Source organism: Bacillus sp. FSL K6-0073 (assembly GCF_038006085.1).
Taxonomy (GTDB): Bacteria; Bacillota; Bacilli; order Bacillales; family Bacillaceae_G; genus Bacillus_A; species Bacillus_A cereus.
This window is the reverse complement of the sequence record NZ_JBBOUN010000001.1, coordinates 4,346,096-4,371,640: the sequence shown is the minus strand read 5'-3', so window position 1 is coordinate 4,371,640 and position 25,545 is coordinate 4,346,096. Positions and strand designations below refer to the sequence as shown.

Below are 25,545 nucleotides of genomic sequence, written 5' to 3'. Positions count from 1 at the left end.
AAGAGTATCTATTTTTATGAGATACTTAAATTTGTAGATAGAGTGTTGCCGACCACCTCCTTGAATCTTTGTATTCGGTTGAAAGAATGGTACCTCTGTCTAATAAGTAGTTTACGAATGAGTTGGATGTTGATGACCATTGGTCATTCTTCGTATCTCTTACGAGGTAGTAGCGCTTATTAGTTCAGAGGAGGACAACACTATCTAACACTGATTAAAATAGGGGTGTAAGCTATGTTCTATTTAGGTATTGATATCGCTAAACATAAACATTATGCGTCCATTATCGATCAAACTGGAAAACCTATTACTAAGCCATTTCCCTTTCAGAATCACAAAGAAGGTGGACAAGCACTATTAAATTGGATGTACCGATACATTGAGTCTCCTACAGAAATAATGATTGGAATGGAGGCAACAGGACATTATTGGTTAGCCATTTATTCTTTTCTACTGGATCATGGCTTCTCAGTCGTTGTATTAAATCCAATTCAAACCAATGCCTGGCGAAAAGGAACAGAAATTAGAAAGCGGAAAACAGACGCCATTGATGCCACTATGATTGCCGATATCATTCGATTCGGCCGTTTTGTTGAAACTCCACTTGTGGACGAGAAAATGTTCGCTCTAAAACAAATGAGCCGCTTTCGTAATGCGCTTGTAAGTAATATGAGTGATTTAAAAAGAAAAGCTCTTGTCGTATTAGATCAGACTTTCCCAGAGTACCAAAGCATCTTTTCGGATGTTTTTGGTAAAACTTCTTCACAAATCTTACTTGAATATTCCTCTCCTAGTGACTATGAACAGATATCTATTGATGATTTAACACAAATAATTGAGCAAACCAGTCGTAACCGACTTGGGAAGAAAACAGCCAACAAACTAATGGAATTAGCCTCTAATTCGTTTGGTGTTACTTTCTGTAAAAACGCTTTTTCCTTTCAACTAAAAATGTTGATGGAGCAAATTCGTTTTATCGAAGATCAAATCAAAGAGTGTGAAGAAGAAATGTCACAACTTTTAATTGATTTAGATACTCCTATCATGACAATACCTGGCGTTGGACCGATTTTAGGTGCCACTATACTAAGTGAAATTGGGGATATACACCGCTTTGACAAACCATCTAAACTTGTCGCATACGCAGGCATCGATGCCTCTGTGTCCCAATCTGGGCAATTTGAATCCTCAGGTACGTCTATATCCAAACGTGGCTCTTCTCATTTGCGTAGAGCCTTATTCCAGGCGGCTATTACAGCTCATAAACATGACCCTGTATTAAAAGCCTTTTATGAAAAGAAACGAAAACAAGGAAAGCACTACTATGTTTGTATAGGAGCCGTAGCTAGAAAGCTGTGTTACATTATCTATGCCATTCTTAAAAGCAATAAACCTTATGAAATTCCACCACACACAACAGAAACATGAACTTCTCATTTTTTTGAAAATCCTTAGGTTTATTTGATACGCCCTTTTTTAGAGAAACACCCCCTATTTATATAAAAAATCCTCCTTGACTTCTCATAGTTGGTCTTTCATTTTTGTAAGCGCTTATAAAATTTTATCATAAGATTCGGAATTATTTAACATATGTTTCTGTGAGAAATAGAAAAAGCCCCTATCGGAAAATCCGATAGGGGCGAAAGAATCGCGGTACCACCCTATTTGTAAGAGAAAATATAATTACATCTCAATTAATGATAACGGAAAAATTCCGTCTTTTCCTTCATGCATAAAAGCACTACGAAAAAGAAGCTCCAGAATTGTAATTCATACTTATATATGTGCTAATTTCCACCGACCATTAGCTCTCTGTAACAGGGATATAAGATACTACTGCGATTCTTTCAACGCGTATATATGAAATTGTGTAAGAGGATGGATGCAAAAAAGTCCCTATCGGAAAATCCGATAGGGACGATAAAAATCGCGGTACCACCCTATTTGTAAACAACTAATTGTTTACCACTCACTTTACGATAACGGAAAGATCCGTCTTTCTCTTCATGCCATAAAAAGCATTACGGGAAAGAAGCTCCAGAATTGTAATTCACGCTTGTATATGTACTGATTCGCACCAACCATCAGTTCTCTGAGACAGTGATATAAGTCGCTACTAGCATTCCTTCAAAGCCGATATATAATTCGTTCAACTAAACTATGTTTTGTATTATAAAACTATATTAAAAAAATTGTCAACAAAAATTTTTTATCCCGTGTTAATGAGCAGTAAAATTCCTACCTCAAAATTCAGTGGAAGTAAAGAAGTAAAGAAGTAAGATGGGAGCCTAACTGCTCGTGAACCCCCGATTGGTGAAGGCGAATAATCAGTGGGGATGAACGAAATCTCCACTGATTAAAATTTCACTTTATTTCACTTCTAAATTAACAGTTAAATTAGAGGTATTGCCAGCTGCATCAGTTGCTACAATGTGAATAGTATTTTTTCCTTCGTGTAATTGAGTGCGATCGAAATAAATGTCATAGCTTTTCTCCCAAGGGTTCAGGAATGCCTGTTCCCATACACCATTTCCGTTAATTTCATATTGCATTCTCACTGGAATACCAGGTGCTATCCAACCAGATTCTGACATCCAATCTAGTAGAATATCATCAACTTTTCCTCTAATTACAAGATTTTCTTGGTCAACCTCGTGTGTTAACTTAGGTGCAGTTCGATCAAGAAATACAGCAGCTGTTTGCTTTGTTTCTCCGCCAGAATTAGAAGCAACTGCTTCAATTTGATATAGCCCGTCAGTTAAAGGAGTGCCATCTGCTTTTGTACCATTCCATTTGAAAGGTTTATACCCAGGAGTTGCATTTTTAGCTTGATGGATAATCCCTTGATACGTTACATGTTCTTTCGTAACTAAATTTGCATGCAATGTGATATCATCCACAGGCGCAACTAAATAGTAGTTGATGAGATTATCATCTAGTACGTGGTCGCCATTTGGGCTAAAAGTAGAATTAATAATTTCAAGTCCATCGATACGTTTATAATCTTTAGGATCGATACTAAATGTGAATGGAATTCGAATTTCTTCTTTTGCCCCTTGTTCTTTTACATATACATTTCCAGTATATACACCTTGTTGTAGTGAGTTATCTACAGTGATAGTAAATGGTTTTTCGGTACTACTATTCGGTTGTATGCTAATCGATGAAGGGACAGAAGCTTTTACTTTTGTTTTTATGTTTGCATCTAGTAATTCCACACGAGTTGAAAAACTTTTCTTTTTACTAGAAAGGTTTTGTAATGTAACATTTTGCGTCAGTTTTACTTTTCCACTATTGGGCTTAATAAGACCGAAGCTGACATTGTTAGGTTTTACTAATATATTTGTTTGAGCTGCTTTCGGAATGTTAATTAAACCAGATCCTTGTGCCATAACAGGGTATGTATTTTCATTGACATCATGTAATGTTTTGGCATTGTTGGCAAGAGCCGCTTTCAATTGTTCTGTCGTCCAATCAGGATGCATTTGACGCAAGAGGGCAACCGCTCCAGCTACTTGCGGAGCAGCCATACTTGTTCCGTTATGCGATTCATAGCCGCCTCGCGGTACTGTACTAGTAATTTGTACTCCAGGTGCAACAACATCAGGCTTTATTAGCCAACTTCCTTGTGATGGTCCTCTTGAACTAAAGTTACCGATAAGTTCTGTTTGCTTTGGTTGTCCAATTTTTATGTTTTTCTTTCGTTTTGTAATTAAAGTTTTTAATTCTTCCCCATTTGTATTTGATAATTGCGTTACTGGGACAGCTAGATGTTCACGTGAAAAATATTCCGGCATCATATTAATTTCTTTTTCGCTAGAGATTAATAACACACCAAGTGCACCAGCTTGCTTCGCTTGTTCTGCTTTTACTAATGTACTAGAAGTACCTTGTAAAATAAGTGCGAATTTCCCTTTTACATCTTGTTTTGCATAATCACTTGGATTGCCATAACCAACATATACAAGAGGGGAATCATTTCCTATTGGAAAATCGGATTTTGATAACGGTAACCCTTGATATGTTTTGCTGGAACCAGCTACTTGGAATGTTGGAAACGGGATAGAAACCGTAGATGCTCCAACAGAAATGACACTACTTGCGTTACCGGGAGCATCAACAGACCAAGGTTTTGGTCCGTCATTTCCATTTGAAACGACAGCAGTAACACCAAGTTTCGCTGCTCGTTCTAACGTTAATGTTACAGGCTGATCAGGTACATTTAAATCCTGCCCAAGGGAGAGGTTTAACACATCCGCACCATCTTGAATCGCTCGCTCAATCCCTTGGATAATATCATCTGTTGTACCAGTTCCACCGTCATTCATTACACGATAGGCTAGAATAGAAGCGTTTGGAGCAACGCCTTTAATTTTTCCGTTACCTGCAATAATTCCAGCTACATGAGTACCATGTACGTTACCATCCATTGGATCGTTATCTTCATCAACCGTGTCATATCCACCGATATAATTTGCCTTTAAGTCAGGGTGTGTATAGTCTACGCCAGAGTCGATAATGGCTACTTTCATGCCTTTTCCATCAAGCGGTTTGCCAGATGGATCTTTTAAATTCCACGCTTCAGGTGCACCAATTGTCGGTCCACCGATATTTGGTGCTTCTTCGTTAGTAGCACTTTTTGATGTTTCATGCAATTTATATGTTAAGTTCGGATAGACTGCTTTTACTTCAGGTAAAGAGGCAAGAGAGGTAATTTGATCTCCAGGAACTGAAATAGAGAATCCGGAAAATAACGTATTATACACTTCTTTAATTTTTGCACCAGGTGCTTTTTCTTTTATTTTCTTAGTCGTATCTTCTTGTGCTTTTTTTAGCTCAGCATGATAAGACTGCGCATTACTATTTTGGAAATCTGGAGCATGCTGAATATTACTTTGAGCAGCGAGAGGTGCGTGTTGCAATTCTACAATTACTGATATTTCTTTTGTTGTTTTCGTTTCAACATTTTGAGCAATTTTATGTTCTCCCCACTGTTCAATCGTTGTTTTTAATTGTGGACTAAATTGCTTTTCCTTTTGTAGTGATTCAGCATGAGCGCTTAAAGCTCCAAAACTAGAAAAGACAAGCGCCATGCTTAATAGTGTAGATGTAGTTTTTTTCATTGATACTCCCCCTAATAAAAGTGCTAATATTCAGAAATAAAATCTTGCATTTTAGTTAAAAATTATAAATATAAATGTTGGATAAACTATACTTTCGACACAATTCATACCAATCCTCTATGAATTGAAAATTTCTTGGGAAATTTTTTCTGATTATGTCGAATCGATATTTTTCACATATTGTAGGGAGAAAGTGAGGAATGCTATGAGGGAAATGGAGTGATGGTATGAAAAGGCTAATAGTAAGTGGTAGTGTAGTGTTGTTTATGTTTTTATTTTCTATCACTATTACTAGTGCAGAAAATAATAGTGTGAAAGTTGCTTTTATTCGTCATCATAACCTTTGGATTAAAGTTGATGGGAAAGAAATACAGATTACAAAAGGAGAGTACATAACAGGGCCGAAGTGGTCACATGATGGAGAATGGCTAGCATATGTAAAAGGGAAGAAACAAAGTATTCTTGAGTTATATCGGATGAAAGATGGAAAGAAAGTTACGCCGTTTCACTCAGAAGCATCAAATTATCAATGGTCACCAACAGAAAATATAATTGCATTTATATTTACAGGTACATTAAATACATTTGATGTAGAAAAAAAGAATGCAGATTTTGAAAATGTATCGGCTGGTGTAGGGGATTATGCATGGTACCCCGATGGAAAGAACTTTCTTGTATCCTCTGAAGCGCACTTACTTCCCACAGGATGGACAGGTGCTCAGCTATATGAAGTGCAAAAAGATGCACATATGAATCCTCACAAAATGAAGCATTTGTATGCATTGCCAAATGAACATGATGATTTCCTAGCGCTAGTAGCAAGTGGCTTTAAGTGGTCACCAGACCAAAAGTGGATTTCATTTTTAGCAGTACCGACAGCTTCATGGTCAGCTGATAGTAATACGCTTTGCTTAGTTCGTGCAGATGGCAGTCGGTTTGAAAAAGTAGATCAAATGTTATTAAACGCACAATGGTTTCAATGGGCACCATCAAAAAATATATTAGCTTATATTGAAGGGAGCGGAAGAGTTGCATTAGAAAATAAGCATTTAAAAGTAAAGGAATTGCCAGCACTTCAGCAGAACATATTTACGCCGAAAGGATATGTTGATTGGGATTTTGTATGGAAGAACGATAGAGTAATTATCGTTTCACGAGCAAAAGAGGCAGGGATAGAAACTCCACCAGAAAAAAGGCCACTACCATCTTTGTATGAGGTCGATAGTACAAGTAATGCACAGCATCAAATCACAAAGAAAACGAACAAGCAAGGGGATTACCACCCGATCTTCATGAAGAAGAGTAATCAATTAATTTGGATACGTTCAGACCGTAAGAAAGCGGATGTATGGCTTGTTCATAAAGATGGGAAACAGGAAAAGAAGTGGATTGAAAATATAGATGTACCAGCGTGGTATTATGAGAAATGGAATTGGGAAAATGTCATCTCGGTGAAATAACAATAAAAAACTGCCTAAAAGATCATTTTAGGCAGTTTTTTATTGTTATTTATGCGTTTTATTTGGCTTTTTTTTCGCTGGGTTTCCGTTCCCTTGGCGCTTTCTATTTTGTTCATCTTTTGCTTGTTTTTCATGCAGTGTATCTAAAAAGTCATTCGAGTTACTCATTTTTCTATCGCTCCTTTCATTTCGTCCTAATTACTATAACCATTTAGGAGGATAATCATGAGTTAGAAGTTAGGCACTTAATTTTCTTCGATAATGTAAGTAAAATATTCCATACATAACAAATAGCATGAGTAAAACTTGTAACTCTACATTTTCCTTTAAAATAGCTGCGATAGGGTCTGGTAAGTACGGTGATTTATCGTTTGTGCTTAAACCTAACCATTTATTTAAGAGGCTAATGGTACAAAACATAAAAACACCGGACCAGCTTGCCGCAATTGCTTTTTGTTTAATTTTTGTTTCACGTTCATCATCTGTAATCCAAGGATTAGCAGTTTTATCACTACTAAAGAAGCCGTTTATATATCCCCATACAATCATTCCAATAAAGACAATTATCCATTTCATATATGTAATTCTCCTTTCGGTGTAAAAAGTATTTTACATGTGATATTGTAATATTTTACAAAGATTAGTGTCAAACCTTTTTTACATATCGTTTTTTATACAGCAGGAATAAAGAATGCAATAGGGAAGAAATATGTGTGAGGATTTTATAGTAAGAGGAGGCTGAATATGAAAATCGTTTTTGTTCGGCATGGTGAAGGTGAACATACAACGGATTTACCAGAAAGTTTACAAGTGTTTGACCCACCATTGACGAGAGTAGGAAAGGCTCAAGCTAAATTACTTCAATGCAATGTGCCATTGCAAGAGACAGATATATTAATTGCTAGTCCTACACTTAGAACTTTGCAAACGGCGACAATATGGAGTGCGAAAGTTGCTTGTCAAAAAATCGTCCATCCATATGTATCCCCGCGTATTTTTCCTTATCGAGAAGGAGCGAAAACATTACCGTGCGATTATATAGTAGATCAGGGAATGATAACAAAGTTATTTCCGCATTTTTCGATAGAGAAAAGCTCAAATAATCAGTTATGGAAGGAAGGTATAAACACTATTTCAGAGAATAGTTTTCAGCAAATAGTAAATGAATTTCTTCTTTGGTGTTATGAACTGGGTGCTGAAAGAATTTGCATTGTATCTCACGATGGAACAATTACAGCATATAGGCAATATTTACAGAAAGTCGTTTTAACTAGATCAGATTTTTTGAAAGAAACGGGCATATATGAAATGGATTTATCCCATAAAATTCTGATTGATAAGGGCTGATTATAGGATGGGGGTTGTATGTTGAATATTGCATTAGTAGTTGGTTTTAATTCGGATTTAGAGGCGCAATCAATCCGAGCATCTCTTGAATATTTTGGTGCAAGGGTTGTGACATATTGGATTGGTAGACCGAAAGATTTTGTGGAAGTTCTTTCTGGAAAGAACTTATTTAACGATATTAATTATATTATTTTTTGCTTTCATGGTGAAGAAGGGAAGTTTGTCATGGAAGAGTTAGGCGAAGAAGTATATGAACAAGATGAACCGAGAGGGTATTTTGGTACAGAAGAAATTTATAAATATGCAAAATTGCATAATACACATATTGTAAATAGCGGGTGCACGTTAGGGGAGAAAAATCTAGCAAAATCTTTTTTACATAGTGGGGCGAAATCATATATTGGATCGATTGATTATGTAGATGGAAATGCAGCACTTATGTTTACTATACGCTTATTTTATGGGGTTATTAACCATGGGAAAACGTTAGAAGAAGCGTTTCAAGAAGCGAGTTTAATTGATGAGGAGACACATACATTTCGATTCTATAATTAGTGTGAAACACGTTTATTCTATATTCGAATAAACGTGTTTCACATTTAACTCACATTTTTTTTACATTTTTTTCAATGAAAATGATTATCACTTGTGGTATGATATGTTCAAGTTTTTACAGGTAATAAAAGTTACTATATAAACATTAGTTTTTAATGTTTCATACGCATGTCACAGATTATTCATAATTAACATTTGAAAAATAAGTAACTAATGTTATTATATTATCTGTAACTAACTTAATTACAACTTTAGGAGGAAGATATGGTTATTCAATTTTTAAGAGAAAACAAAGCAGTTTCTTTTGTATTAGCAGTAATTCGAGTATATCTTGGTTACACATGGTTAATGGCAGGAATCGGTAAACTACAAGGAAAAGGATTCGATGCAACAGGTTATTTGCAAGGGGCAATTGAAAAATCTAAAGGTGCACAACCGGCTGTTCAATCTTGGTGGGCATCATTCTTACAAGAATTTGCAATTCCAAATGTAGATTTGTTTAATACACTTGTAACATGGGGAGAAATTTTAGTCGGAATTGGTTTAATTGTAGGCTGTTTAACAAAAACAGCGGTCTTTTTTGGCCTTGTAATGAACTTTTCCTATATGTTTAGTGGGTCAATTGGTGTGAACCCTGAGATGGTTATCTTATCTATGTTTGTTCTTGTTTCCGGTATGAACGCTGGGAAATTTGGAATGGATGGCTTCGTTATCCCGAAAGTATTAGGATCAAAAACTCAAAAACGCCAAAAGCAAGCTGCTTAATATATGAAAACGGGTATCTCAAAATGAGATACCCGTTTATGTTATTTTTCAACTTTGATCGGATTGTTCTTAAAGAAATCTTTTACATACCCGACAAATTCTTGTGGTTCTTGGCGAAATGGTGCATGATAACCTTTTTCAATAATATGTAAAGTGCTATTTTTTAAGAATTGATGATACGTTTCTCCTTCTTTCCAGGATACGCTACTATCATTTCTGCCCCATATAATTAAAGTTGGCTGTTTTATTTCATTTGCATTAATTTTAAGACGTCTAGGCCATAATTTCATTTTATTATAATGCTCTTCATCATTACGTTTGAATTTCACTTTGCTTTCATCATAATCTGTAATAGAAGAAACGGCATTTAAATCAGTCGACAATTGTGGTTTTGGTGAGCCTTGTTTATTAACGAATGTATGAGGGCCACCTGTAGCATCAGTTAAAATAAGGTGAGTAACTGCTTCAGGATATAAATATGTTAAATTTAGAGAAATTTCTCCCCCCATGGAATGCCCCAGTATTGCGAATGAATCATACCCAAGTTTTTTCATTAATTTATAATACAAATTTGCATGAGTTGGAAAAGAATAATAAAAATCCATTGGCTTAGATGAGCGCCCGAATCCTAAAGCATCTACAGAAATAATTGTATGATCTTTTGCTAAATCGGAATAAATCTTTTGAAAACCATCTGATGACCCTCCAAAGCCATGAATCATAAGTAAAGGTGGTTTTTCATTACCAATCTTTTTAAAGTAAATGGTTTGACCATCTATTTCTACCATTTTTTCCTCGGTAGCTAGTTTCGCTGTAATTGTATTTTTAACTTGTTTTACTTGTTCTACTGGCTTTTCTGCTGCACTACATCCTACTAATAGTGTAAGAGTAAGACAACCTACCATAAAATAGCTAAATCGCTTCAATTAGGTGTCTCCTTTCTAACATAACGCTGTATCTATCATAGCAAATAGCATATTACGATTTCCAGGAAGTTGGCTACCATTTTTTATCATAAGAGGTGAAAGGAGCGTTTCTTGGAAATTTTCTGTTTGAAGAAATTTACGGAATGTAAATTGTGAGTGTGGGACATCAATTCGTACTATACCATTCCAACATTCACATATCTTTTTTAATAATTGAATAGCATCTTCTTCTTGCTTGGCGATAAGTGGATTGATACATAATATATTGCCCTTTTGTATGCATAATGAAAAAGCTTCTATACAGTTATTTCTTTCAATTTTAAAAGAGTGTACGGCCCTTGGTAATAGCAAAGAGTAAAGTAGAGAACGATTCATACCAGTTGCAATTTGATCCAGAGAAGTAAGAGATATAAGGTCTTCTTCTTGTACTTGTTGTAAGTGAGAAGGGTACGTCTTAATAGTTTGCTTTTCAAAACGATGAATCGTTGTTGCTGTTTGAAATCCGCATGATGTGTATAGAGGTTCGCCAGCTTTTGTCGCAATAAGTGCAGTGGGTTGTTTTGGATGAATTTGTTCCAAGCAATGATTTAGCAACATGCGCCCTATTCCGCGTCCTTGAAAATTAGGGTGAACGATTAACATACCAATGGAAGCGAAGTTACTTGTAAAGGGAAATACTCCTCCAGTCGCAATGAGTTTGTTTTCATGAATGTAACCTACAAGTGTGCCGATAGAAAGATACATTTCGAATTGTTTTTTCATAAAAATTTCATCGTGTAACCATCCAACAGATTTGCAAAGATTAAGTAATTCAAAAATAAAAGACTCATTTAGCTTTACTATTTTCATAAAGGCTCACCGCATTTCTATTTATTTTCATAAACATAGAGTCAAAATGTAAAAAAAGAGATTTACGTTAAATGAAATCCAACTTGTTTATATTTAAATTGTAAAGGGCGGAATGATTGATACAAAAAGACAAACTTATACAAATTATAACTGATATTTACATAAGTTAACAAAAAATTTACATACAGCTAATTTTCTCTTAATAGTCTTCCATTAAATTTGATAGTGGGAAATGAATAACCTAATTAGGGGGACAAGACAGTGAAAAAGTTTGTGAAAAAAGCATGGCCATTTGCAGTTGTGGCATCATTAGCAGTTACTTCGGTAGCAACATGGAATTTTACTCATTCTAGTGAGGTTAATGCAGATGAGAACGGAAGCAATGCAAAGATTAAAAATGTTATCGTATTAATTGGGGATGGTATGGGCCCTTCATATATGACGGCTCACCGTTATATGAAAGATAATCCAAAAACCTTTGAAATGGAATCTACAGAATTTGATAAGCATCTTGTAGGAACACAAAAAACATACCCAGAAGATGAACATGAAAATATTACAGACTCTGCATCGGCAGCAACAGCTATGTCAGCAGGAATTAAAACATATAATGCTGCAATTGCAGTTGATAATGATAAAGCGGAAGTGAAAACAGTTCTTGAGCAAGCGAAAGAAAAAGGGAAATCAACGGGACTCGTTGCAACTTCTGAAATTACACATGCAACACCAGCTGCTTTCGGTGCGCATGACATTAGCCGTAAAAATATGGACGCAATTGCAAATGATTATTTTGATGAGAAAATTAAAGGGAAGCATAAGGTAGATGTTATGCTTGGCGGCGGCGTAAAGAACTTTGTTAGAAAAGATCGTAATCTTACAGAAGAGTTTAAGAAATCTGGTTATAGCTATGTAACGGATCGAGATCAATTGTTAAATGATAAAAATGATCAAATTCTTGGTTTATTTGCACCAGGTGGATTAGATAAAATGATTGACCGCAATGAGAAAACACCTTCATTAGAAGAAATGACTAATGCAGCAATTGAGCGTTTGAACAAAAATAAAAATGGTTTCTTCTTAATGGTGGAAGGAAGTCAAATCGACTGGGCTGGACATGATAATGATATTGTTGGTGCAATGAGTGAAATGGAAGACTTCGAAAAAGCTTTCAAAGCAGCGATTGAGTTTGCAAAAAAAGATAAAAATACGTTAGTTGTTGCAACGGCAGATCACGCTACTGGTGGCTTATCTTTAGGTGCCAATGGCGAGTATAACTTTAAAGTAGATCCAATTAAAGCTGCAAAACGCACACCAGACTTTATGGCAAATGAGATTGCAAAAGGTGCAAATGTAGAAGAAACATTGAAAAAGTATATTGATTTACAATTAACTCCAGAAGAAATTCAAGCTGTAAATGATATAGCTCCGTCAAAAGATGTAACAAAGATTGATAATGCAATTGAAGATATTTTCAATAAGCGCTCGGTTACAGGCTGGACAACAGGTGGACATACAGGGGAAGATGTGAACGTGTATGCATTTGGTCCAGGTAAATACTTGTTCTCTGGCGTTCAAGAGAATACAAATATAGCGAAACGTGTCTTTGATATTGTTGGCGGTGGCGATCCGAATAAAGGAAGACGCTAATTAAGAGCGAAAGTGAGGCGGAATGCCTCACTTTTCTTTTTAGGAGTTGGGAATATGGGAAAAATATTTAGAAAATTAAGGTTACTTTTAGTGTTTGTAGTACTACTAGTTGGATGTCAACAAGAAGAGAATAATGTAGCACAAAAATCTACTACTAAAAAAACTGAGGAAAAGGTACAAATAACAAAAGAAGAAGAGAGATCTATTCAAGATGTTATTCATACATTTGTGCGAACGACGAATGAAAAAAATCTTGCAGAACATATGGAGTTATTTTCAAAGAAGATGCCTAGTGCTGAAGACTTAAAAACACAAAAAGAAGCCGCATTTCAAAAGGGAAATAAGAAAATTGAATTGGAACATATAGATATGAAAGTTAGTAAAGTAGGGTATGTTATTGTTGAAACGAAAGAAAAGGAAGTAGACGACAGTATTACTCTTCAAAAGAAAGTACAGTATGCTCTTGGAAAAGAAGAGGAGAAATGGAAGATTGAAGAGGTTCGAACGATAGAGAAAAAATAATGTGAAACTTTAATAAGTGTGGAGTCGTACTTCCCAAAAATGATATAAAAAAGGTTCTCATTGGCGAGAACCTTTTTTATAGTGGTAGCATAATTTGATTTGAGCATGCCTCAATATCATCAATATCTTGACGAATAGTGGCCATTTTATTATCCAGATCTTCAGCTTTCATTGCTGCATCATGTAGTTCATCTTTTAAATACTCCGGTATTTTCCCTTCATATTTATAATAAAGTTTGTGTTCTAAACTTGCCCAAAAGTCCATTGCCAGTGTACGTAACTGAATTTCTGCAAATACATCTTTTGTACCAGAATTTAGTGATAAAGGGTATTTAATGATCATGTGTAAACTTTTATATCCGTTTCGTTTTGGGTTAGCGATATAATCTTTTACTTCTATGACTTCCATATCTTCGCGTTTTTGAATGACTTCTTTCAAATGATAGATATCTTCTACGAAGCAACATGTAATACGAATACCAATAATATCTTGTAAATGTGTTTGAGCATTTTCAACTGTTGGTAATAAGCTTTTGCGCTCTAGTTTTTTAATAATACTTTCAGGTTGTTTTAGTCTTGTTTTTATATGTTCAAACGGGTTGTAATCCTCTAGAAATTGAGCTTCCCGGTTCATAATTTCAAATTTAGTTTTTAACTCTTCTAAAGCAAATGTATATGGTAATACAAAAGCTTTCCAGTAGTTAACTGTTGATTGATTATATTCCATTTATATACACACCTTTTCCTATTTGCAAGTGAGGTCGTTATTATACTAAATACCAAATCATATAAGCGCAAGCAGCAAATGATGAGATCATAAAGCGATATTTAGTTTTCATACTTTCAACTCCTTTCGAGTAAGATTTTATATAAATAAACGTGATTGTTAATAAGTTCACTATGTACAGTTTCTATAGTAATAGATTCGTGTGAATTTCGTATGAACTAATTGTTTCAGCTTTTTGTCTTTTTTGCTGTTAATCATAATTATTATTCGATTTAAAGTATTTTTATTTGATTTATCTATTTAGATAAATTAATGTATATTTAAATTTACAGTTATCGAGGAGGATATATGGTGAACTTTAAAGAATTAGCAATTGCTAGACGTTCTGCAATGAAATTTATACAAGGTATAGAAATCTCTGATGAGGATTTTAAAAAAATATTTGAGTTAACTAAGCTTTCTCCATCTTGCTATAATTTGCAGCACACACATTATGTTGTAATTCGTGATCAAGAGCGAAAAGAAAGATTAAAAGAATTAGCTTTTGGTCAATATAAAGTATCGAGTGCATCAGCGGTAGTGCTCGTTTGTGGTGATAAAAAAGCATACCAAAATGTTGAAAATATTTACTTCGGTATGAAAGTTTTAAAAATGATTGATGAATGTGAATATGAAGATACAATTAGGCAAACGAAAGGTTTATATGAAGGAAAAGGAGAGCGTTTCATGGAGGATGAAGCGATTAGAAATGCTTCGTTAAGCGCGATGACTTTTATGTACGCAGCTAAATATTATGGCTATGATACATGTCCAATGATTGGTTTCGATGAAAAAGCAGTACAAAGTGAATTGAAGATGCCGGAGCATATAGTACCTGTTTTAATGATTACGATAGGAAAAAGTGATACGACTAAAACTCGTCCACGAGGATATCGAAAGCCGATTAGTGAGTTTGTTACATACGAATCGTTTTAATAAAGTGAAACTTTTAATCAGTGGGGGTCTTACTGCCCGTTAATACGGGAGAAAATTTATTTAACTATAAAAACAAGGGGATTCTAAATGGAATCTTCTTGTTTTTGCAATTGACAAATAGAATGAAGTTTTATAATATATAAATCGTAATCATTACGTTTTAGTTGCGGTCTTTGAAAGAAAGGAGAAATAAATATGCGTGTAAATATTACATTAGCTTGTACGGAGTGCGGCGATCGTAATTACATTTCTAAAAAAAATAAACGAAACAATCCAGAACGCATCGAACTAAAAAAATATTGTCCACGGTTAAAGCGAGTAACGTTACATCGTGAAACGAAGTAGAAGACTAGAGATATCTCTAGTCTTTTTTGTTAATAAATTTTAGTTTTCTTTGTTATAATTACCTTAAATTGTAAGATTGAGGAGGAGAATAATGAATCAAAAAGATAAAGAGAGAAAAGAGCGAGTGGCTCATATTATTGATATTCCAGGTGATTATAGGCTTGTTGTAGATGATCAAGAAGGGGTTGATGACCCGTATCATTTATTGTGGTGGGCACATAAAGATGATGAGGAGAAACAGATACAAATTACATTAAATAGACATACTGGTAATTTAATTGAATTTAGGATAGATGATGAAAATTCTTTTTCAAGTGGCAAGGAAGCGATAGAGGAGAAGAAGGCAAGAGAGATTGCAAATGCGTTCTTGAAAAAATATACAAAAGAAGGATATGAATTCTATACATATGTAACGGTTAAGGACGACAGGCGCGGTTGGAAAGAAGTAAATTATATGCAAGAAGTGAATAGCTATCCATTGCCGAATACAGGGTGCGTTGTGCGAGTGCACCCTTCAGGTAATGTTGTGCATTTTCATTACAATGGACAAAAAGCTATAGAGAAAAAAACGTTATGGCCAAGTGAAATTGTTGAGGAGAATATCGTTTTAGAAAATTTGAAAGCTAGACAAGATATGAGACTTGTATTTGTAGATTTAACATACTCTTCATGTGAGTATGAAAGCGGGGAAGAAGTAAAAGGGTACCATCTTGTATATGAACCAGAGCCTAGTCATGCGTTTATTGATGCAAGTACAGGTAAAGATTTATTTGGACCAGATCATTATAAATTACCTTCGGCTGTAGCTGTTGAAAAATCGAAAAAAGGTAACGAACGAGGTGACGTATTCGAATTATTTGACTGGAATAAAGAAGGTTTTACAAAAGTAGATGAGACAGAAAATGATGATGAAATAAGGATGAAATTTGTTCCGAAAGAGGAATTACAAAAACAGAAAGAAGAAAAGGATCCATATTTAATGAATGAATTCTTTAAAAAGCATTTACCGATGTTGAAATATAATAATTTAGTTAGCGTTAAAATTGATAAATTAACCAATGAATTAACTGGTTTTATAAAACTGACAGATGATAAAGAAGTAAAGCAAATACTGTCTAGAGAGGAATGTTTACAAAAAGCACTTCAATTTTTAGAACGAGTTATTCCAGATATCACACAATATCTGCGTCTTTGGGAGGAACGTGAAGAAGCAGAAGATGGGATTGAAAGATTTATCTTTTCTGTATATATAAATGATATTCCGGCAGAGTATAACCAATTTATGATTAACATCAATGCAGAAAATGGTGCTGTTATGCACTACTCGGGGGAGTCTAGCAACTTTATAAAAGAATTGCTCACATATGAAATAACACCAAAAGTAACTAAAGAAAAAGCGTTAGAAATATACAGAGAGGCTATCCGAGTTAAATTAGAATGGTTTTTAGATCATGATGCAGAGGAAACGAAATACAAACTACTTTACAAACAAACGACAGATGAAAAACATAAAGAACCTTTTAATTGTAGGCGGGAAATTCGTTATATTGATGCCCAAGCGGGGAGAAAGATTTGGAGTAAGTAAAATAAAAAGAGTTATTTTTCAAAGAAAATAACTCTTTTTATTTTTATACTTTGCCTGTTCGTTTTTCAAAAGTAAATGTGATAGGAAGATTGGAATGAGAACTATCACTTTTAAATATTACTTTCCATTCTTTAGTATGGGCTTTAATTTCAAAATTAAGAAGATTCATCGCTCTACGTTTATCTATTTCTAAAAACATATTATGAATCTCTGGTTCTTGCTGTAAATTAAGAGCCTTTAGTGTGACTGTAAATGTGAAAAAATTCTGCCCTTCATATACTATTTTTGATATTTTTGTTTTTTGTTTATTTAACAGCACATAAAAACGGTCTGATGGAGTTAATTGTACAGAGTCATCAGTAATTTCATTCTCGCTATTATGAAGTTCAACTAAGAAAGATGTACTATGAGAAGAATCTTTTTTGCTTGTAATCTGTAATTCAGTAGGAATCATCGGTATTTCATAAAAATCATTCCTTATTATGTTGTTGTAATCCTCTGAAAATTTACGAACTTCTTTTGGAAAAGAGTCTTCTTGTGTACTTAAAAAAGTTTTGTTTTGCTTTGGAATTTTTTTACTAAAATTTAATGTTTCTTTAAAGTAATAATTGGATCCAGTTAAAAATAAACAACTACAGATTAATAAAAAAATTCGATACGGATTTTGAAAGTGAAAGAATAATAGTATACATGTAATAATTCCAATTACATAGAAAATAAAGATAAGTAGTTCTAGTTTTGAGTGAAAGGAGAAACCATAGTTATGAAAAAATTTTATTCCAGTTATAATTTGAGCTCCAAAAAATAAAGAAATTCCAAATTGAAAAAATAATAAATCAGGCCCTCTTTTAATAACAAAAGTAATGAACGAAATGAAAAGTAAAAACACCCCTAAATAAATTGTTACATTTAATAATCGTTCTAATGTAATCATGAATAGTGTCCCCTTTAATAGCATATTCATATATAAATAACAATTTTATTTAATTATAATATAACGATAAAATATTTTAAATGTTAGAAGTGTTGAGTTTTATAAATAAACTGTACAGACACAAACAACCTCACGCCCACATACACATAATAAAGACCACTATTTTGGCGGAGGTGAAAGGTTTGAGTCTATTCGCCGCAATTGGATATATGGTTCGAGAAGTGTTTGTCTTTGTTTCTTATGTGAAGAACAATGCGTTCCCGCAGCCGTTATCATCAGATGATGAGAGAAAGTACTTAGAGTTAATGGAGCAAGGTGATGCTCAAGCGAGAAATCTTTTAATTGAACATAATTTACGGCTTGTAGCTCATATCGTTAAAAAATTTGAGAACACAGGAGAAGATGCAGAAGATTTAATTTCAATTGGTACGATCGGGCTCATTAAAGCGATCGAGAGCTATTCTGCAGGAAAGGGAACGAAGCTTGCGACGTATGCAGCACGCTGTATTGAAAATGAAATTTTGATGCATTTACGTGTACTAAAGAAAACGAAAAAAGATGTTTCACTTCATGATCCGATCGGGCAAGATAAAGAGGGCAATGAAATATCGCTTATTGATATATTAAAATCAGAGTCTGAAGATGTAATTGATATGATTCAGCTTAGTATGGAGTTAGAAAAAATTAAAGAGTATATCGATATTTTAGACGAAAGAGAAAAAGAAGTGATTGTGAAACGTTTTGGACTTGGGCTAGATAAGGAGAAAACACAGCGGGAAATCGCTAAGGCGCTTGGTATTTCTAGAAGCTACGTATCACGGATTGAAAAGCGTGCTTTAATGAAAATGTTCCACGAGTTTGTAAGGGCAGAGAAAGAGAAAAAAGCGAAAGAGTAAAGTGTATTAGAAGCAGCCATATTTAAAATGGGCTGCTTTTCTTATTGTAAATAAGAAAAGAAAACGCGTTATGCTAAGAAGAAATACATGTTCACTGTTGAAAATGACGGATTCTATCTGTAATATTAGAAGGTGCTAAATAATTTAAGAATAATACCATACTTAGTTTTCTGTATATATAATAAGGCTGCTTTATATGATATGTGGGAATAAGAACCAATTTTACATATGATATAGAAAGAAAAGAAGGGAAAACTAAAGTTATAGACTGATTAGGGGGTTTCGCAATTTGCGACGTACATTATATCGACTTATGATAGAACTTACAAATGGTCGCTTTACTTCTTATATATTACGTAAATTTGCACAATCTCGTTTGAGCTCTATCATTATTCCATCGTACGCGAAAGTTTTTCAAATTAATCAAGATGAGATGGAAAAGGGTTTGAAGGAATATAGAACATTGCATGAATTATTTACGCGTAAGCTAAAAGAAGGAAAGCGTAGTATTGATACAGATGCATCGAGTATCGTTAGTCCTGTTGATGGTGTTTTTGCAGATCATGGTCCTATTGAGGATGCAAAAACATTTGATATTAAAGGAAAGCGCTATTCAATTGTGGATATGCTAGGTAATGAAGAACGTGCAACGCGATATGCAGGCGGTACATATATGGTAATTTATTTGAGTCCAAGTCATTATCATCGCATTCATAGTCCGCTTTCTGGTTCTGTGACTGAAAGATTTGTACTCGGTAGAAAATCATATCCGGTAAATGCAGCTGGTATGGAATACGGGAAAGAACCACTGTCAAAAAATTATCGTTCTGTTACAGAAGTAAGCAGTGATGGCGAGCATATGGCTCTTGTAAAAGTAGGTGCTATGTTTGTTAATAGTATCGAGCTTTTGCATGAGAGAGACACTGTTCAAAAAGGTGAAGAAATGGCATACTTTACATTTGGTTCAACAGTTGTGTTATTGTTTGAAAAAGATATGATAGAAGTAGTGCAGGAATTAAAGAGTGGACAAGAGCTTCGTCTTGGTGAAAAAATAGCTACTCGCTTAGCTCATAAATAAAGAAAAGCTTTTATAACCGTAAGTAAGAGTTATGGGCAAAGATACTTAATGATGAAATCCCCTAGATGGGAGTACTTGTTTATTCGAGAGCCATCGTAGATGGCTCTTTTTACAAGGCATCTAATAATTTATCCTGTAACTGTTTGATTGGTAAGGGCTGATTAAACTTTCACTTTATATGTAATCAAGATGATTTGACAAGCTTGTCCTCTAATGAGCGTCTAATGATTTCTTGTTTTATAAGTAAAATGAAGTCGGGATTTAATTTTAGTTCTTTTGCTTTATAATAAGACTCAGTGAGTAACTCAGTGGATAACTGTTCCATATGTTTTGTTTTCAAGGTGAGTCACCTCCTAATAATATAAGGATTGATTCGTTGATGCATTTAATGTACCAAAAAAATATGACAGTCACAAACGAGTGGTTATCCACATACCTAGGTGGATAAAGTGTGTATAGTTTGTTAGTAAATTCCAAATTAACTGAAAAATTAATGTGGAAAATGTGTACAATTTTATCCACAGGTTATATATCGAAAAATGTTGTCGAAAAATTTTATGAAAAATCCTCAAAGAGGTGAAAGAAATTGAAACTATTTTTACCAAATGAATATGTGAAAAATGTATATCATGTTCAACCAGAAGATTTAAAAAAACGTGGGATTAAAGGCGTTATTACTGACTTAGATAACACTTTAATTGAATGGGATCGTCCCAATGCAACGCCACAACTTGAAAAATGGTTCTTGGAAATGAAAGAGCAAGGCATTCAAGTAACGGTCGTTTCAAATAATAATGAGCAACGTGTGAAAGATTTTGCTGATCCATTAGGTATTCCATTTATTCATAGTGCACGTAAACCATTTGTTCGCGCATTTAAGCGTGCGATACAAGAGATGCGTTTGCAGCCAGATGAAGTTGTAGTAATTGGAGACCAGTTACTGACTGACGTGCTTGGTGGAAACCGAGTAGGCCTTCATACAATTTTAGTTGTACCGGTAGCACAAACGGACGGATTAGTAACGCGCTTTAATCGAAAAATTGAACGAAGAATTATGAAAAATATGAAGAAAAAAGGTTTAATTAACTGGGAGGAATAAAGTTTGACTGAAACAATTAAATGTATTGGTTGCGGTGTAGAAATTCAAACAGAAAATAAAAACGAAGTGGGGTATGCTCCTGCCTCATCTTTAGAGAAAGAACAAGTCATTTGTCAACGTTGTTTTCGCCTGAAGCATTACAATGAAATTCAAGATGTATCGTTAACAGATGATGACTTCCTACGCATTTTAAATGGAATTGGAAAATCAGATGCATTAGTAGTCAAAATTGTAGATATTTTTGATTTTAATGGTAGCTGGTTACCTGGCTTACATCGTTTCGTAGGGAATAATAAAGTATTACTTGTTGGAAATAAAGCTGATTTAATTCCAAAGTCAGTAAAACATGATAAAGTAAAACATTGGATGCGCTATAGTGCAAAGCAGCTAGGATTAAAACCAGAAGATGTCTTTTTAATTAGTGCAGCGAAGGGACAAGGAATTGCTGAACTAGCAGATGCTATTGAGTATTATCGCGGCGGCAAAGATGTTTATGTTGTTGGATGTACGAATGTAGGGAAATCGACATTTATTAATCGTATGATTAAAGAATTTAGTGATGAGACTGAAAATGTAATTACAACATCTCATTTCCCAGGAACAACACTGGATTTAATTGATATTCCATTGGACGAAGAGTCTTCTTTATATGATACGCCAGGTATTATTAACCACCACCAAATGGCTCATTATGTTGGAAAGCAAAGCTTAAAGCTTATTACACCAACAAAAGAAATTAAGCCGATGGTATTCCAATTAAATGAAGAACAAACGTTATTCTTTAGTGGATTGGCACGTTTTGATTATGTAAGTGGTGGTCGTCGTGCATTTACTTGTCACTTCTCGAATCGCTTAACAATCCATCGTACAAAGCTTGAGAAAGCAGATGAATTATATAAAAATCATGCCGGGGATTTACTAAGCCCACCAACGCCAGAAGAATTAGCAAATATGCCTGAGCTAGTGAAATACGAATTTAATATTCGTGAACCTAAAACGGATGTTGTATTCTCTGGATTAGGATGGGTTACTGTGAACGAACCAGGAGCAAAAATTGTTGCACACGTACCAAAAGGAGTAAGTGTTTCACTACGTAAATCTTTAATTTAATATGGAGAGGGATTTATGAAACAATTATATGGTGTAATCGGAAATCCAATTGGACATTCATTATCACCCGTTATGCATAACGATGCATTTGAACACTTGAATATGGATGCCCATTATCATGCGTTCCTTGTTGAAGAGGAATTGCTAGGGGAAGCAGTAAGAGGTTTAAAAGCATTAGGTATTTCAGGATTTAATGTAACAACTCCGCACAAGGTTGCTATTATGGAGTATTTGGATGAGATTGACCCATTGGCAAGGAAAATCGGTGCAGTAAATACAGTGGTTCATAAGGATGGAAGATTAATTGGCTATAACACAGACGGGATTGGTTTTGTTCGAGCGCTGCAGTCAATTAGTAATGAACCACTTCAAGGGAAACGTATTTTGCTACTTGGTTCAGGTGGTGCTAGCCGAGCTATTTATTTTTCTCTTGCTGATGTAGGTGTAAAAGAGATTGATGTAGCCAATCGTACAGTAAATAAGGCGAAGGAACTTATTGCTGCACGTACGGCCGATGTTAATTCTATTGCTTTGTCGTTAGAAAAAGCGACAGAAGAACAAGGAAATTATGATATTATCATTCAGACGACAACGATAGGTATGCATCCGCACGTAGAATATACGCCATTACAAATTTGTTCGTTAAAAAAAGGAACGATTGTATCAGATATAATTTATAATCCATTTCAAACGAAAATTTTATGTGAGGCAAAAGAGCAAGGTGCAATCATTCAAAATGGTATTGATATGTTTGTTTATCAAGGAGCACTTGCATTTGAAATGTGGACAGGACGCACGCCAAATATCGAGAGAATGAAACAATTAGTTATAGAAAAGCTTGGAGGCTAACATATATGTTAACAGGAAAACAAAAAAGATTTTTACGTGCACAAGCACATCATTTAACACCAATTTTTCAAGTAGGAAAAGGCGGAGTAAATGAAAATATGATTAAACAAATTGCAGATACTTTAGAAGCTCGTGAGTTATTTAAAGTAAGTGTATTACAAAACTGTGAATTTGATCGCCGTGAGGTTGCGGAAGAACTTGCAAAAGGTGCACGTGCTGAAATCGTTCAAGTAATTGGAAGCACAATCGTTTTATACAAAGAATCAAGAGAAAATAAACAAATTAAGCTTCCTCGATAAAAAGATTAGCATGCGCTATTTTTATCGCTGATGCGTAATGATGTAGAGAGCGAAACCAATTGAACTTTTATTAATAGCAACTCTCTTCATTCCTAACCGAGGAGAGTTGCTGTATATAAAAGGAAGGGGCGTTTCTTTTGAGGAAAATTGGCATCATTGGCGGTACATTTGATCCGCCTCACTATGGACATTTGCTAATTGCAAATGAAGTATATCACGCTTTGAACTTGGAAGAAGTATGGTTCTTGCCAAACCAGATTCCGCCACATAAACAAGGGCGGAATATTACAAGTGTAGAAAGTCGTTTACATATGTTGGAGCTCGCGACTGAGGCAGAAGAACACTTTTCTATTTGTTTAGAAGAGCTAAGTAGGAAGGGCCCATCTTATACGTATGACACTATGTTACAATTGACGAAGAAGTATCCGGATGTGCAGTTTCACTTTATTATTGGTGGGGATATGGTTGAATATTTACCGAAGTGGTATAACATTGAAGCTTTACTTAATCTTGTAACGTTTGTTGGAGTTGCAAGACCTGGGTATACATTGCATACACCATATAAGATTACTACAGTGGAAATTCCGGAATTTGCAGTTTCTTCATCCTTATTACGTGAGAGATATAAAGAGAAGAAAACGTGTAAATATTTACTTCCTGAAAAAGTACAGGTATATATCGAGAGGAATGGGTTGTATGAATCGTGAGAATGCACTGCATATTGTCAAACAACAAATGCATGAAAAACGTTATATACACACGATTGGTGTAATGGAGACAGCGATTGAGCTTGCTAAGTTATACGGTGTGGACGAGAAAAAAGCAGAGATGGCAGCTATATTCCATGATTATGCGAAATGTAGAGCAATTTCAGAAATGGAAGAGATTATTAAACGTGAAGATTTGCCGAAAGATTTACTTTGCTATAACAAAGAGTTATGGCATGCACCTGTTGGGGCATACTTAGTAGAAAAAGAAGTAGGCATTACGGATTCTGAAATTTTGCAAGCTATTACATATCATACAAGTGGTCATGAGAATATGACGATGTTAGATAAAGTGATTTATGTAGCTGATTACATTGAACCTGGGCGAAAGTTTCCAGGAGTGGAAGAGGCTCGTAAACTCGCATATACGGATATAAATCAAGCTTTATTATTTGCGTTAAAGAGAACAATTCAATTTTTAATGGAAAAAGATCAGACGATTTATCCATTAACATTCCAAACATACAATGCAGTTATCAAGGAGGAAATGAGTAAATGAACGATAAAGATTTATTAGTATTAGCGGCAAAGGCAGCTGATGATAAGAGAGCAGAAGATATGGTTGTCCTAAATATGCAAGGTATTTCACCAATTGCAGATTATTTCATTATTTGTCACGGTAATTCAGATAAACAAGTACAAGCAATTGCACGTGAAATTAAATCAAAAGCACATGAGTTCCAAATCGACGTACAACGTATGGAAGGGTTTGACGAAGCACGTTGGGTATTAGTTGATCTTGGAGATGTAGTTGCTCATGTATTCCATAAAGATGAGCGTAATCACTATAATTTAGAGCGTCTATGGGGCGATGTGCCACGTGAAGATATTACAGAAGAGTTAGGCCAATGAAATACGAACAATTTGCATTGTTGTACGACGAACTAATGAATGATGTCCCTTATGATAAATGGGTGGAATTTACAGAGGGAAGTTTACAGCAGGCAGGTATGAAAGAGGCAAAAATTCTTGATGTAGCATGCGGTACAGGTAATGTAACCCTGCCGCTTGTGCAAAAGGGTTACGATTTAATAGGTGTCGATCTTTCAGAAGAAATGTTAACAGTCGCTCAGCAAAAACTAGGCGGAGAAGGGCATTTTATTCCTTTTTACCAACAAGATATGCGCGAGCTTGATGTTCCGGGTGAGTTTGACTGTGTAACGATTTTTTGTGATTCATTAAATTATGTATTGCAAGAAGATGGAGTACAAGAAACATTTAGAAGAGTATTTCACCATTTACGTCAAGATGGTTTGTTTTTATTTGATGTACACTCTTTATATAAAATACATCATGTATTTCAAAATGAAACGTATACAGTGAATGGAGAAGAAATATCTCTTATTTGGAATTGCTTCCCTGGTGAAGAATCAAATAGTGTAGAGCATGATTTAACATTCTTTGTTCAAGATCCAGAAGAAGATGTGTACCATCGGTTTGACGAATGTCACGTGCAACGTGCATATCAAGTGGAAGAGTTAACGAAATGGCTTGAAGAAGCAGGCTTTACAGTGCTTCGTGTAACAGGTGATTTTGAGCGACTTGAAGTTACAGAACAAACAGAGCGTATTTTCTTCATGGCGAAGAAAAACGGATAAAAACAAAAGCAACCGAGAAGGTTGCTTTTGTTTTATAAAGAAGATGTATTTTTAGTTCTAGCATAATCTAAAGATCGTATGCGTAAAGT

The 25,545-nt window shown here is 34.8% G+C and carries 28 protein-coding genes and 2 other annotated features; of the genes, 20 read left to right on the top strand and 8 right to left on the bottom strand.

The window, feature by feature from the left end:
• Window positions 1-234 precede the first annotated feature (234 nt).
• On the top strand, window positions 235-1,428 hold the full coding sequence (locus MHB52_RS22590; protein WP_061663050.1) for an IS110-like element ISBth13 family transposase: 1,194 nt from the start codon (window positions 235-237) through the stop codon (window positions 1,426-1,428).
• Window positions 1,429-1,632: 204 nt separating this feature from the next.
• Window positions 1,633-1,860, bottom strand: a binding site (T-box leader).
• Between the two features lie 50 nt (window positions 1,861-1,910).
• Window positions 1,911-2,140: a binding site (T-box leader), on the bottom strand.
• A 229-nt stretch (window positions 2,141-2,369) separates the two neighbouring features.
• On the opposite strand, the gene MHB52_RS22585 is transcribed toward MHB52_RS22590, so the two are convergent.
• Window positions 2,370-5,123 carry a S8 family peptidase gene (locus MHB52_RS22585; protein WP_061663049.1) on the bottom strand — a complete coding sequence of 918 codons (2,754 nt, stop codon included), beginning with the start codon at window positions 5,121-5,123 and terminating at the stop codon, window positions 2,370-2,372.
• Window positions 5,124-5,350: 227 nt separating this feature from the next.
• Between MHB52_RS22585 and MHB52_RS22580 the strand changes: the two genes are divergently transcribed.
• A complete protein-coding gene (locus tag MHB52_RS22580; protein WP_000825728.1) occupies window positions 5,351-6,583 on the top strand; it encodes a TolB family protein in 1,233 nt (410 codons plus the stop codon).
• 45 nt (window positions 6,584-6,628) lie between these two features.
• Here the strand turns inward: MHB52_RS22580 and MHB52_RS22575 are convergent, their stop codons facing one another.
• Both MHB52_RS22575 and MHB52_RS22570 read right to left on the bottom strand, forming a co-directional pair.
• Window positions 6,629-6,751: a DUF4023 domain-containing protein gene (locus MHB52_RS22575; protein WP_000071861.1), complete on the bottom strand. Its 123-nt coding sequence runs from the start codon at window positions 6,749-6,751 to the stop codon at window positions 6,629-6,631.
• A 69-nt stretch (window positions 6,752-6,820) separates the two neighbouring features.
• Entirely contained in the window at window positions 6,821-7,159 is a 339-nt protein-coding gene (locus tag MHB52_RS22570; protein ID WP_000871145.1) for a hypothetical protein, read from the bottom strand.
• Between the two features lie 168 nt (window positions 7,160-7,327).
• Between MHB52_RS22570 and MHB52_RS22565 the strand changes: the two genes are divergently transcribed.
• From MHB52_RS22565 to MHB52_RS22555, 3 genes are all read left to right on the top strand, one after another.
• Window positions 7,328-7,930: a histidine phosphatase family protein gene (locus tag MHB52_RS22565; protein WP_044795872.1), complete on the top strand. Its 603-nt coding sequence runs from the start codon at window positions 7,328-7,330 to the stop codon at window positions 7,928-7,930.
• Window positions 7,931-7,948: 18 nt separating this feature from the next.
• On the top strand, window positions 7,949-8,485 hold the full coding sequence (locus tag MHB52_RS22560) for a hypothetical protein (RefSeq protein ID WP_000931924.1): 537 nt from the start codon (window positions 7,949-7,951) through the stop codon (window positions 8,483-8,485).
• A 264-nt stretch (window positions 8,486-8,749) separates the two neighbouring features.
• A complete protein-coding gene (locus tag MHB52_RS22555) occupies window positions 8,750-9,250 on the top strand; it encodes a DoxX family protein (RefSeq protein ID WP_000236612.1) in 501 nt (166 codons plus the stop codon).
• Window positions 9,251-9,291: 41 nt separating this feature from the next.
• Here the strand turns inward: MHB52_RS22555 and MHB52_RS22550 are convergent, their stop codons facing one another.
• Window positions 9,292-10,176, bottom strand: a complete 885-nt coding sequence (locus MHB52_RS22550; protein WP_000819810.1) for an alpha/beta fold hydrolase — start codon at window positions 10,174-10,176, stop codon at window positions 9,292-9,294.
• 15 nt (window positions 10,177-10,191) lie between these two features.
• Complete coding sequence (locus MHB52_RS22545) at window positions 10,192-11,025, bottom strand: GNAT family N-acetyltransferase (protein ID WP_044795873.1); 834 nt, start codon at window positions 11,023-11,025, stop codon at window positions 10,192-10,194.
• A 261-nt stretch (window positions 11,026-11,286) separates the two neighbouring features.
• Between MHB52_RS22545 and MHB52_RS22540 the strand changes: the two genes are divergently transcribed.
• Together MHB52_RS22540 and MHB52_RS22535 are read left to right on the top strand one after the other, a co-directional pair.
• Complete coding sequence (locus MHB52_RS22540) at window positions 11,287-12,672, top strand: alkaline phosphatase (protein WP_061663048.1); 1,386 nt, start codon at window positions 11,287-11,289, stop codon at window positions 12,670-12,672.
• Window positions 12,673-12,726: 54 nt separating this feature from the next.
• Window positions 12,727-13,194 (top strand): hypothetical protein, encoded by a 468-nt coding sequence (locus MHB52_RS22535; RefSeq protein ID WP_016118645.1) that lies wholly within the window; start codon window positions 12,727-12,729, stop codon window positions 13,192-13,194.
• A gap of 76 nt (window positions 13,195-13,270) precedes the next feature.
• Here MHB52_RS22535 and MHB52_RS22530 read toward each other — a convergent pair whose 3' ends face one another.
• Window positions 13,271-13,921: a GTP pyrophosphokinase gene (locus tag MHB52_RS22530; RefSeq protein WP_000456230.1), complete on the bottom strand. Its 651-nt coding sequence runs from the start codon at window positions 13,919-13,921 to the stop codon at window positions 13,271-13,273.
• 348 nt (window positions 13,922-14,269) lie between these two features.
• On the opposite strand from MHB52_RS22530, the gene MHB52_RS22525 reads away from it, so the two are divergent.
• From MHB52_RS22525 to MHB52_RS22515, 3 genes are all read left to right on the top strand, one after another.
• On the top strand, window positions 14,270-14,896 hold the full coding sequence (locus tag MHB52_RS22525; protein ID WP_061663047.1) for a nitroreductase family protein: 627 nt from the start codon (window positions 14,270-14,272) through the stop codon (window positions 14,894-14,896).
• Between the two features lie 195 nt (window positions 14,897-15,091).
• Entirely contained in the window at window positions 15,092-15,241 is a 150-nt protein-coding gene (gene rpmG, locus MHB52_RS22520; protein WP_001265617.1) for a 50S ribosomal protein L33, read from the top strand.
• 91 nt (window positions 15,242-15,332) lie between these two features.
• The gene (locus MHB52_RS22515; protein ID WP_061663046.1) at window positions 15,333-16,826 is read left to right on the top strand and encodes a YcdB/YcdC domain-containing protein; all 1,494 of its coding nucleotides are present in this window, start codon (window positions 15,333-15,335) and stop codon (window positions 16,824-16,826) included.
• 43 nt (window positions 16,827-16,869) lie between these two features.
• Here the strand turns inward: MHB52_RS22515 and MHB52_RS22510 are convergent, their stop codons facing one another.
• Window positions 16,870-17,790, bottom strand: coding sequence for a hypothetical protein (locus MHB52_RS22510; protein WP_002000984.1), 921 nt, complete (start codon window positions 17,788-17,790; stop codon window positions 16,870-16,872).
• Between the two features lie 152 nt (window positions 17,791-17,942).
• Between MHB52_RS22510 and sigK the strand changes: the two genes are divergently transcribed.
• Complete coding sequence (sigK, locus tag MHB52_RS22505) at window positions 17,943-18,656, top strand: RNA polymerase sporulation sigma factor SigK (protein WP_000051382.1); 714 nt, start codon at window positions 17,943-17,945, stop codon at window positions 18,654-18,656.
• A 289-nt stretch (window positions 18,657-18,945) separates the two neighbouring features.
• A complete protein-coding gene (locus tag MHB52_RS22500) occupies window positions 18,946-19,734 on the top strand; it encodes a phosphatidylserine decarboxylase (protein WP_001254992.1) in 789 nt (262 codons plus the stop codon).
• Window positions 19,735-19,918: 184 nt separating this feature from the next.
• On the opposite strand, the gene MHB52_RS22495 is transcribed toward MHB52_RS22500, so the two are convergent.
• Window positions 19,919-20,074 (bottom strand): sporulation histidine kinase inhibitor Sda, encoded by a 156-nt coding sequence (locus tag MHB52_RS22495; RefSeq protein WP_000850094.1) that lies wholly within the window; start codon window positions 20,072-20,074, stop codon window positions 19,919-19,921.
• A gap of 246 nt (window positions 20,075-20,320) precedes the next feature.
• On the opposite strand from MHB52_RS22495, the gene MHB52_RS22490 reads away from it, so the two are divergent.
• The 8 genes from MHB52_RS22490 to MHB52_RS22455 all read left to right on the top strand — a co-directional run bounded on the left by MHB52_RS22490 (window position 20,321) and on the right by MHB52_RS22455 (window position 25,456).
• Window positions 20,321-20,833, top strand: a complete 513-nt coding sequence (locus MHB52_RS22490) for a YqeG family HAD IIIA-type phosphatase (RefSeq protein WP_000765314.1) — start codon at window positions 20,321-20,323, stop codon at window positions 20,831-20,833.
• A gap of 3 nt (window positions 20,834-20,836) precedes the next feature.
• On the top strand, window positions 20,837-21,943 hold the full coding sequence (yqeH, locus tag MHB52_RS22485) for a ribosome biogenesis GTPase YqeH (protein WP_000140799.1): 1,107 nt from the start codon (window positions 20,837-20,839) through the stop codon (window positions 21,941-21,943).
• A gap of 15 nt (window positions 21,944-21,958) precedes the next feature.
• Window positions 21,959-22,792 (top strand): shikimate dehydrogenase, encoded by an 834-nt coding sequence (gene aroE / locus MHB52_RS22480; RefSeq protein WP_044795880.1) that lies wholly within the window; start codon window positions 21,959-21,961, stop codon window positions 22,790-22,792.
• 5 nt (window positions 22,793-22,797) lie between these two features.
• A complete protein-coding gene (gene yhbY / locus MHB52_RS22475; protein WP_000955224.1) occupies window positions 22,798-23,091 on the top strand; it encodes a ribosome assembly RNA-binding protein YhbY in 294 nt (97 codons plus the stop codon).
• A gap of 137 nt (window positions 23,092-23,228) precedes the next feature.
• Window positions 23,229-23,798: a nicotinate-nucleotide adenylyltransferase gene (nadD, locus tag MHB52_RS22470; RefSeq protein ID WP_001226048.1), complete on the top strand. Its 570-nt coding sequence runs from the start codon at window positions 23,229-23,231 to the stop codon at window positions 23,796-23,798.
• Window positions 23,788-24,357, top strand: coding sequence for a bis(5'-nucleosyl)-tetraphosphatase (symmetrical) YqeK (yqeK, locus tag MHB52_RS22465; RefSeq protein ID WP_001078477.1), 570 nt, complete (start codon window positions 23,788-23,790; stop codon window positions 24,355-24,357). Before nadD ends, yqeK begins: the two co-directional genes overlap by 11 nt.
• Window positions 24,354-24,710, top strand: coding sequence for a ribosome silencing factor (gene rsfS / locus MHB52_RS22460; protein ID WP_000998173.1), 357 nt, complete (start codon window positions 24,354-24,356; stop codon window positions 24,708-24,710). The genes yqeK and rsfS overlap by 4 nt, the downstream gene beginning before the upstream one ends.
• A complete protein-coding gene (locus tag MHB52_RS22455; RefSeq protein ID WP_000873080.1) occupies window positions 24,707-25,456 on the top strand; it encodes a class I SAM-dependent methyltransferase in 750 nt (249 codons plus the stop codon). The genes rsfS and MHB52_RS22455 overlap by 4 nt, the downstream gene beginning before the upstream one ends.
• Window positions 25,457-25,545 lie beyond the last annotated feature (89 nt).

Excerpts from the sequence above, each read along its gene's own strand:
- MHB52_RS22590 (WP_061663050.1), top strand. The coding sequence starts at position 235 with ATGTTCTATTTAGGTATTGATATCGCTAAACATAAACATTATGCGTCC.
- MHB52_RS22585 (WP_061663049.1), bottom strand. The coding sequence starts at position 5,123 with ATGAAAAAAACTACATCTACACTATTAAGCATGGCGCTTGTCTTTTCT.
- MHB52_RS22580 (WP_000825728.1), top strand. The coding sequence starts at position 5,351 with ATGAAAAGGCTAATAGTAAGTGGTAGTGTAGTGTTGTTTATGTTTTTA.
- MHB52_RS22575 (WP_000071861.1), bottom strand. The coding sequence starts at position 6,751 with ATGAGTAACTCGAATGACTTTTTAGATACACTGCATGAAAAACAAGCA.
- MHB52_RS22570 (WP_000871145.1), bottom strand. The coding sequence starts at position 7,159 with ATGAAATGGATAATTGTCTTTATTGGAATGATTGTATGGGGATATATA.
- MHB52_RS22565 (WP_044795872.1), top strand. The coding sequence starts at position 7,328 with ATGAAAATCGTTTTTGTTCGGCATGGTGAAGGTGAACATACAACGGAT.
- MHB52_RS22560 (WP_000931924.1), top strand. The coding sequence starts at position 7,949 with ATGTTGAATATTGCATTAGTAGTTGGTTTTAATTCGGATTTAGAGGCG.
- MHB52_RS22555 (WP_000236612.1), top strand. The coding sequence starts at position 8,750 with ATGGTTATTCAATTTTTAAGAGAAAACAAAGCAGTTTCTTTTGTATTA.
- MHB52_RS22545 (WP_044795873.1), bottom strand. The coding sequence starts at position 11,025 with ATGAAAATAGTAAAGCTAAATGAGTCTTTTATTTTTGAATTACTTAAT.
- MHB52_RS22535 (WP_016118645.1), top strand. The coding sequence starts at position 12,727 with ATGGGAAAAATATTTAGAAAATTAAGGTTACTTTTAGTGTTTGTAGTA.
- MHB52_RS22530 (WP_000456230.1), bottom strand. The coding sequence starts at position 13,921 with ATGGAATATAATCAATCAACAGTTAACTACTGGAAAGCTTTTGTATTA.
- MHB52_RS22525 (WP_061663047.1), top strand. The coding sequence starts at position 14,270 with ATGGTGAACTTTAAAGAATTAGCAATTGCTAGACGTTCTGCAATGAAA.
- rpmG (WP_001265617.1), top strand. The coding sequence starts at position 15,092 with ATGCGTGTAAATATTACATTAGCTTGTACGGAGTGCGGCGATCGTAAT.
- MHB52_RS22515 (WP_061663046.1), top strand. The coding sequence starts at position 15,333 with ATGAATCAAAAAGATAAAGAGAGAAAAGAGCGAGTGGCTCATATTATT.
- MHB52_RS22510 (WP_002000984.1), bottom strand. The coding sequence starts at position 17,790 with ATGAATATGCTATTAAAGGGGACACTATTCATGATTACATTAGAACGA.
- aroE (WP_044795880.1), top strand. The coding sequence starts at position 21,959 with ATGAAACAATTATATGGTGTAATCGGAAATCCAATTGGACATTCATTA.
- yhbY (WP_000955224.1), top strand. The coding sequence starts at position 22,798 with ATGTTAACAGGAAAACAAAAAAGATTTTTACGTGCACAAGCACATCAT.
- yqeK (WP_001078477.1), top strand. The coding sequence starts at position 23,788 with ATGAATCGTGAGAATGCACTGCATATTGTCAAACAACAAATGCATGAA.
- rsfS (WP_000998173.1), top strand. The coding sequence starts at position 24,354 with ATGAACGATAAAGATTTATTAGTATTAGCGGCAAAGGCAGCTGATGAT.
- MHB52_RS22455 (WP_000873080.1), top strand. The coding sequence starts at position 24,707 with ATGAAATACGAACAATTTGCATTGTTGTACGACGAACTAATGAATGAT.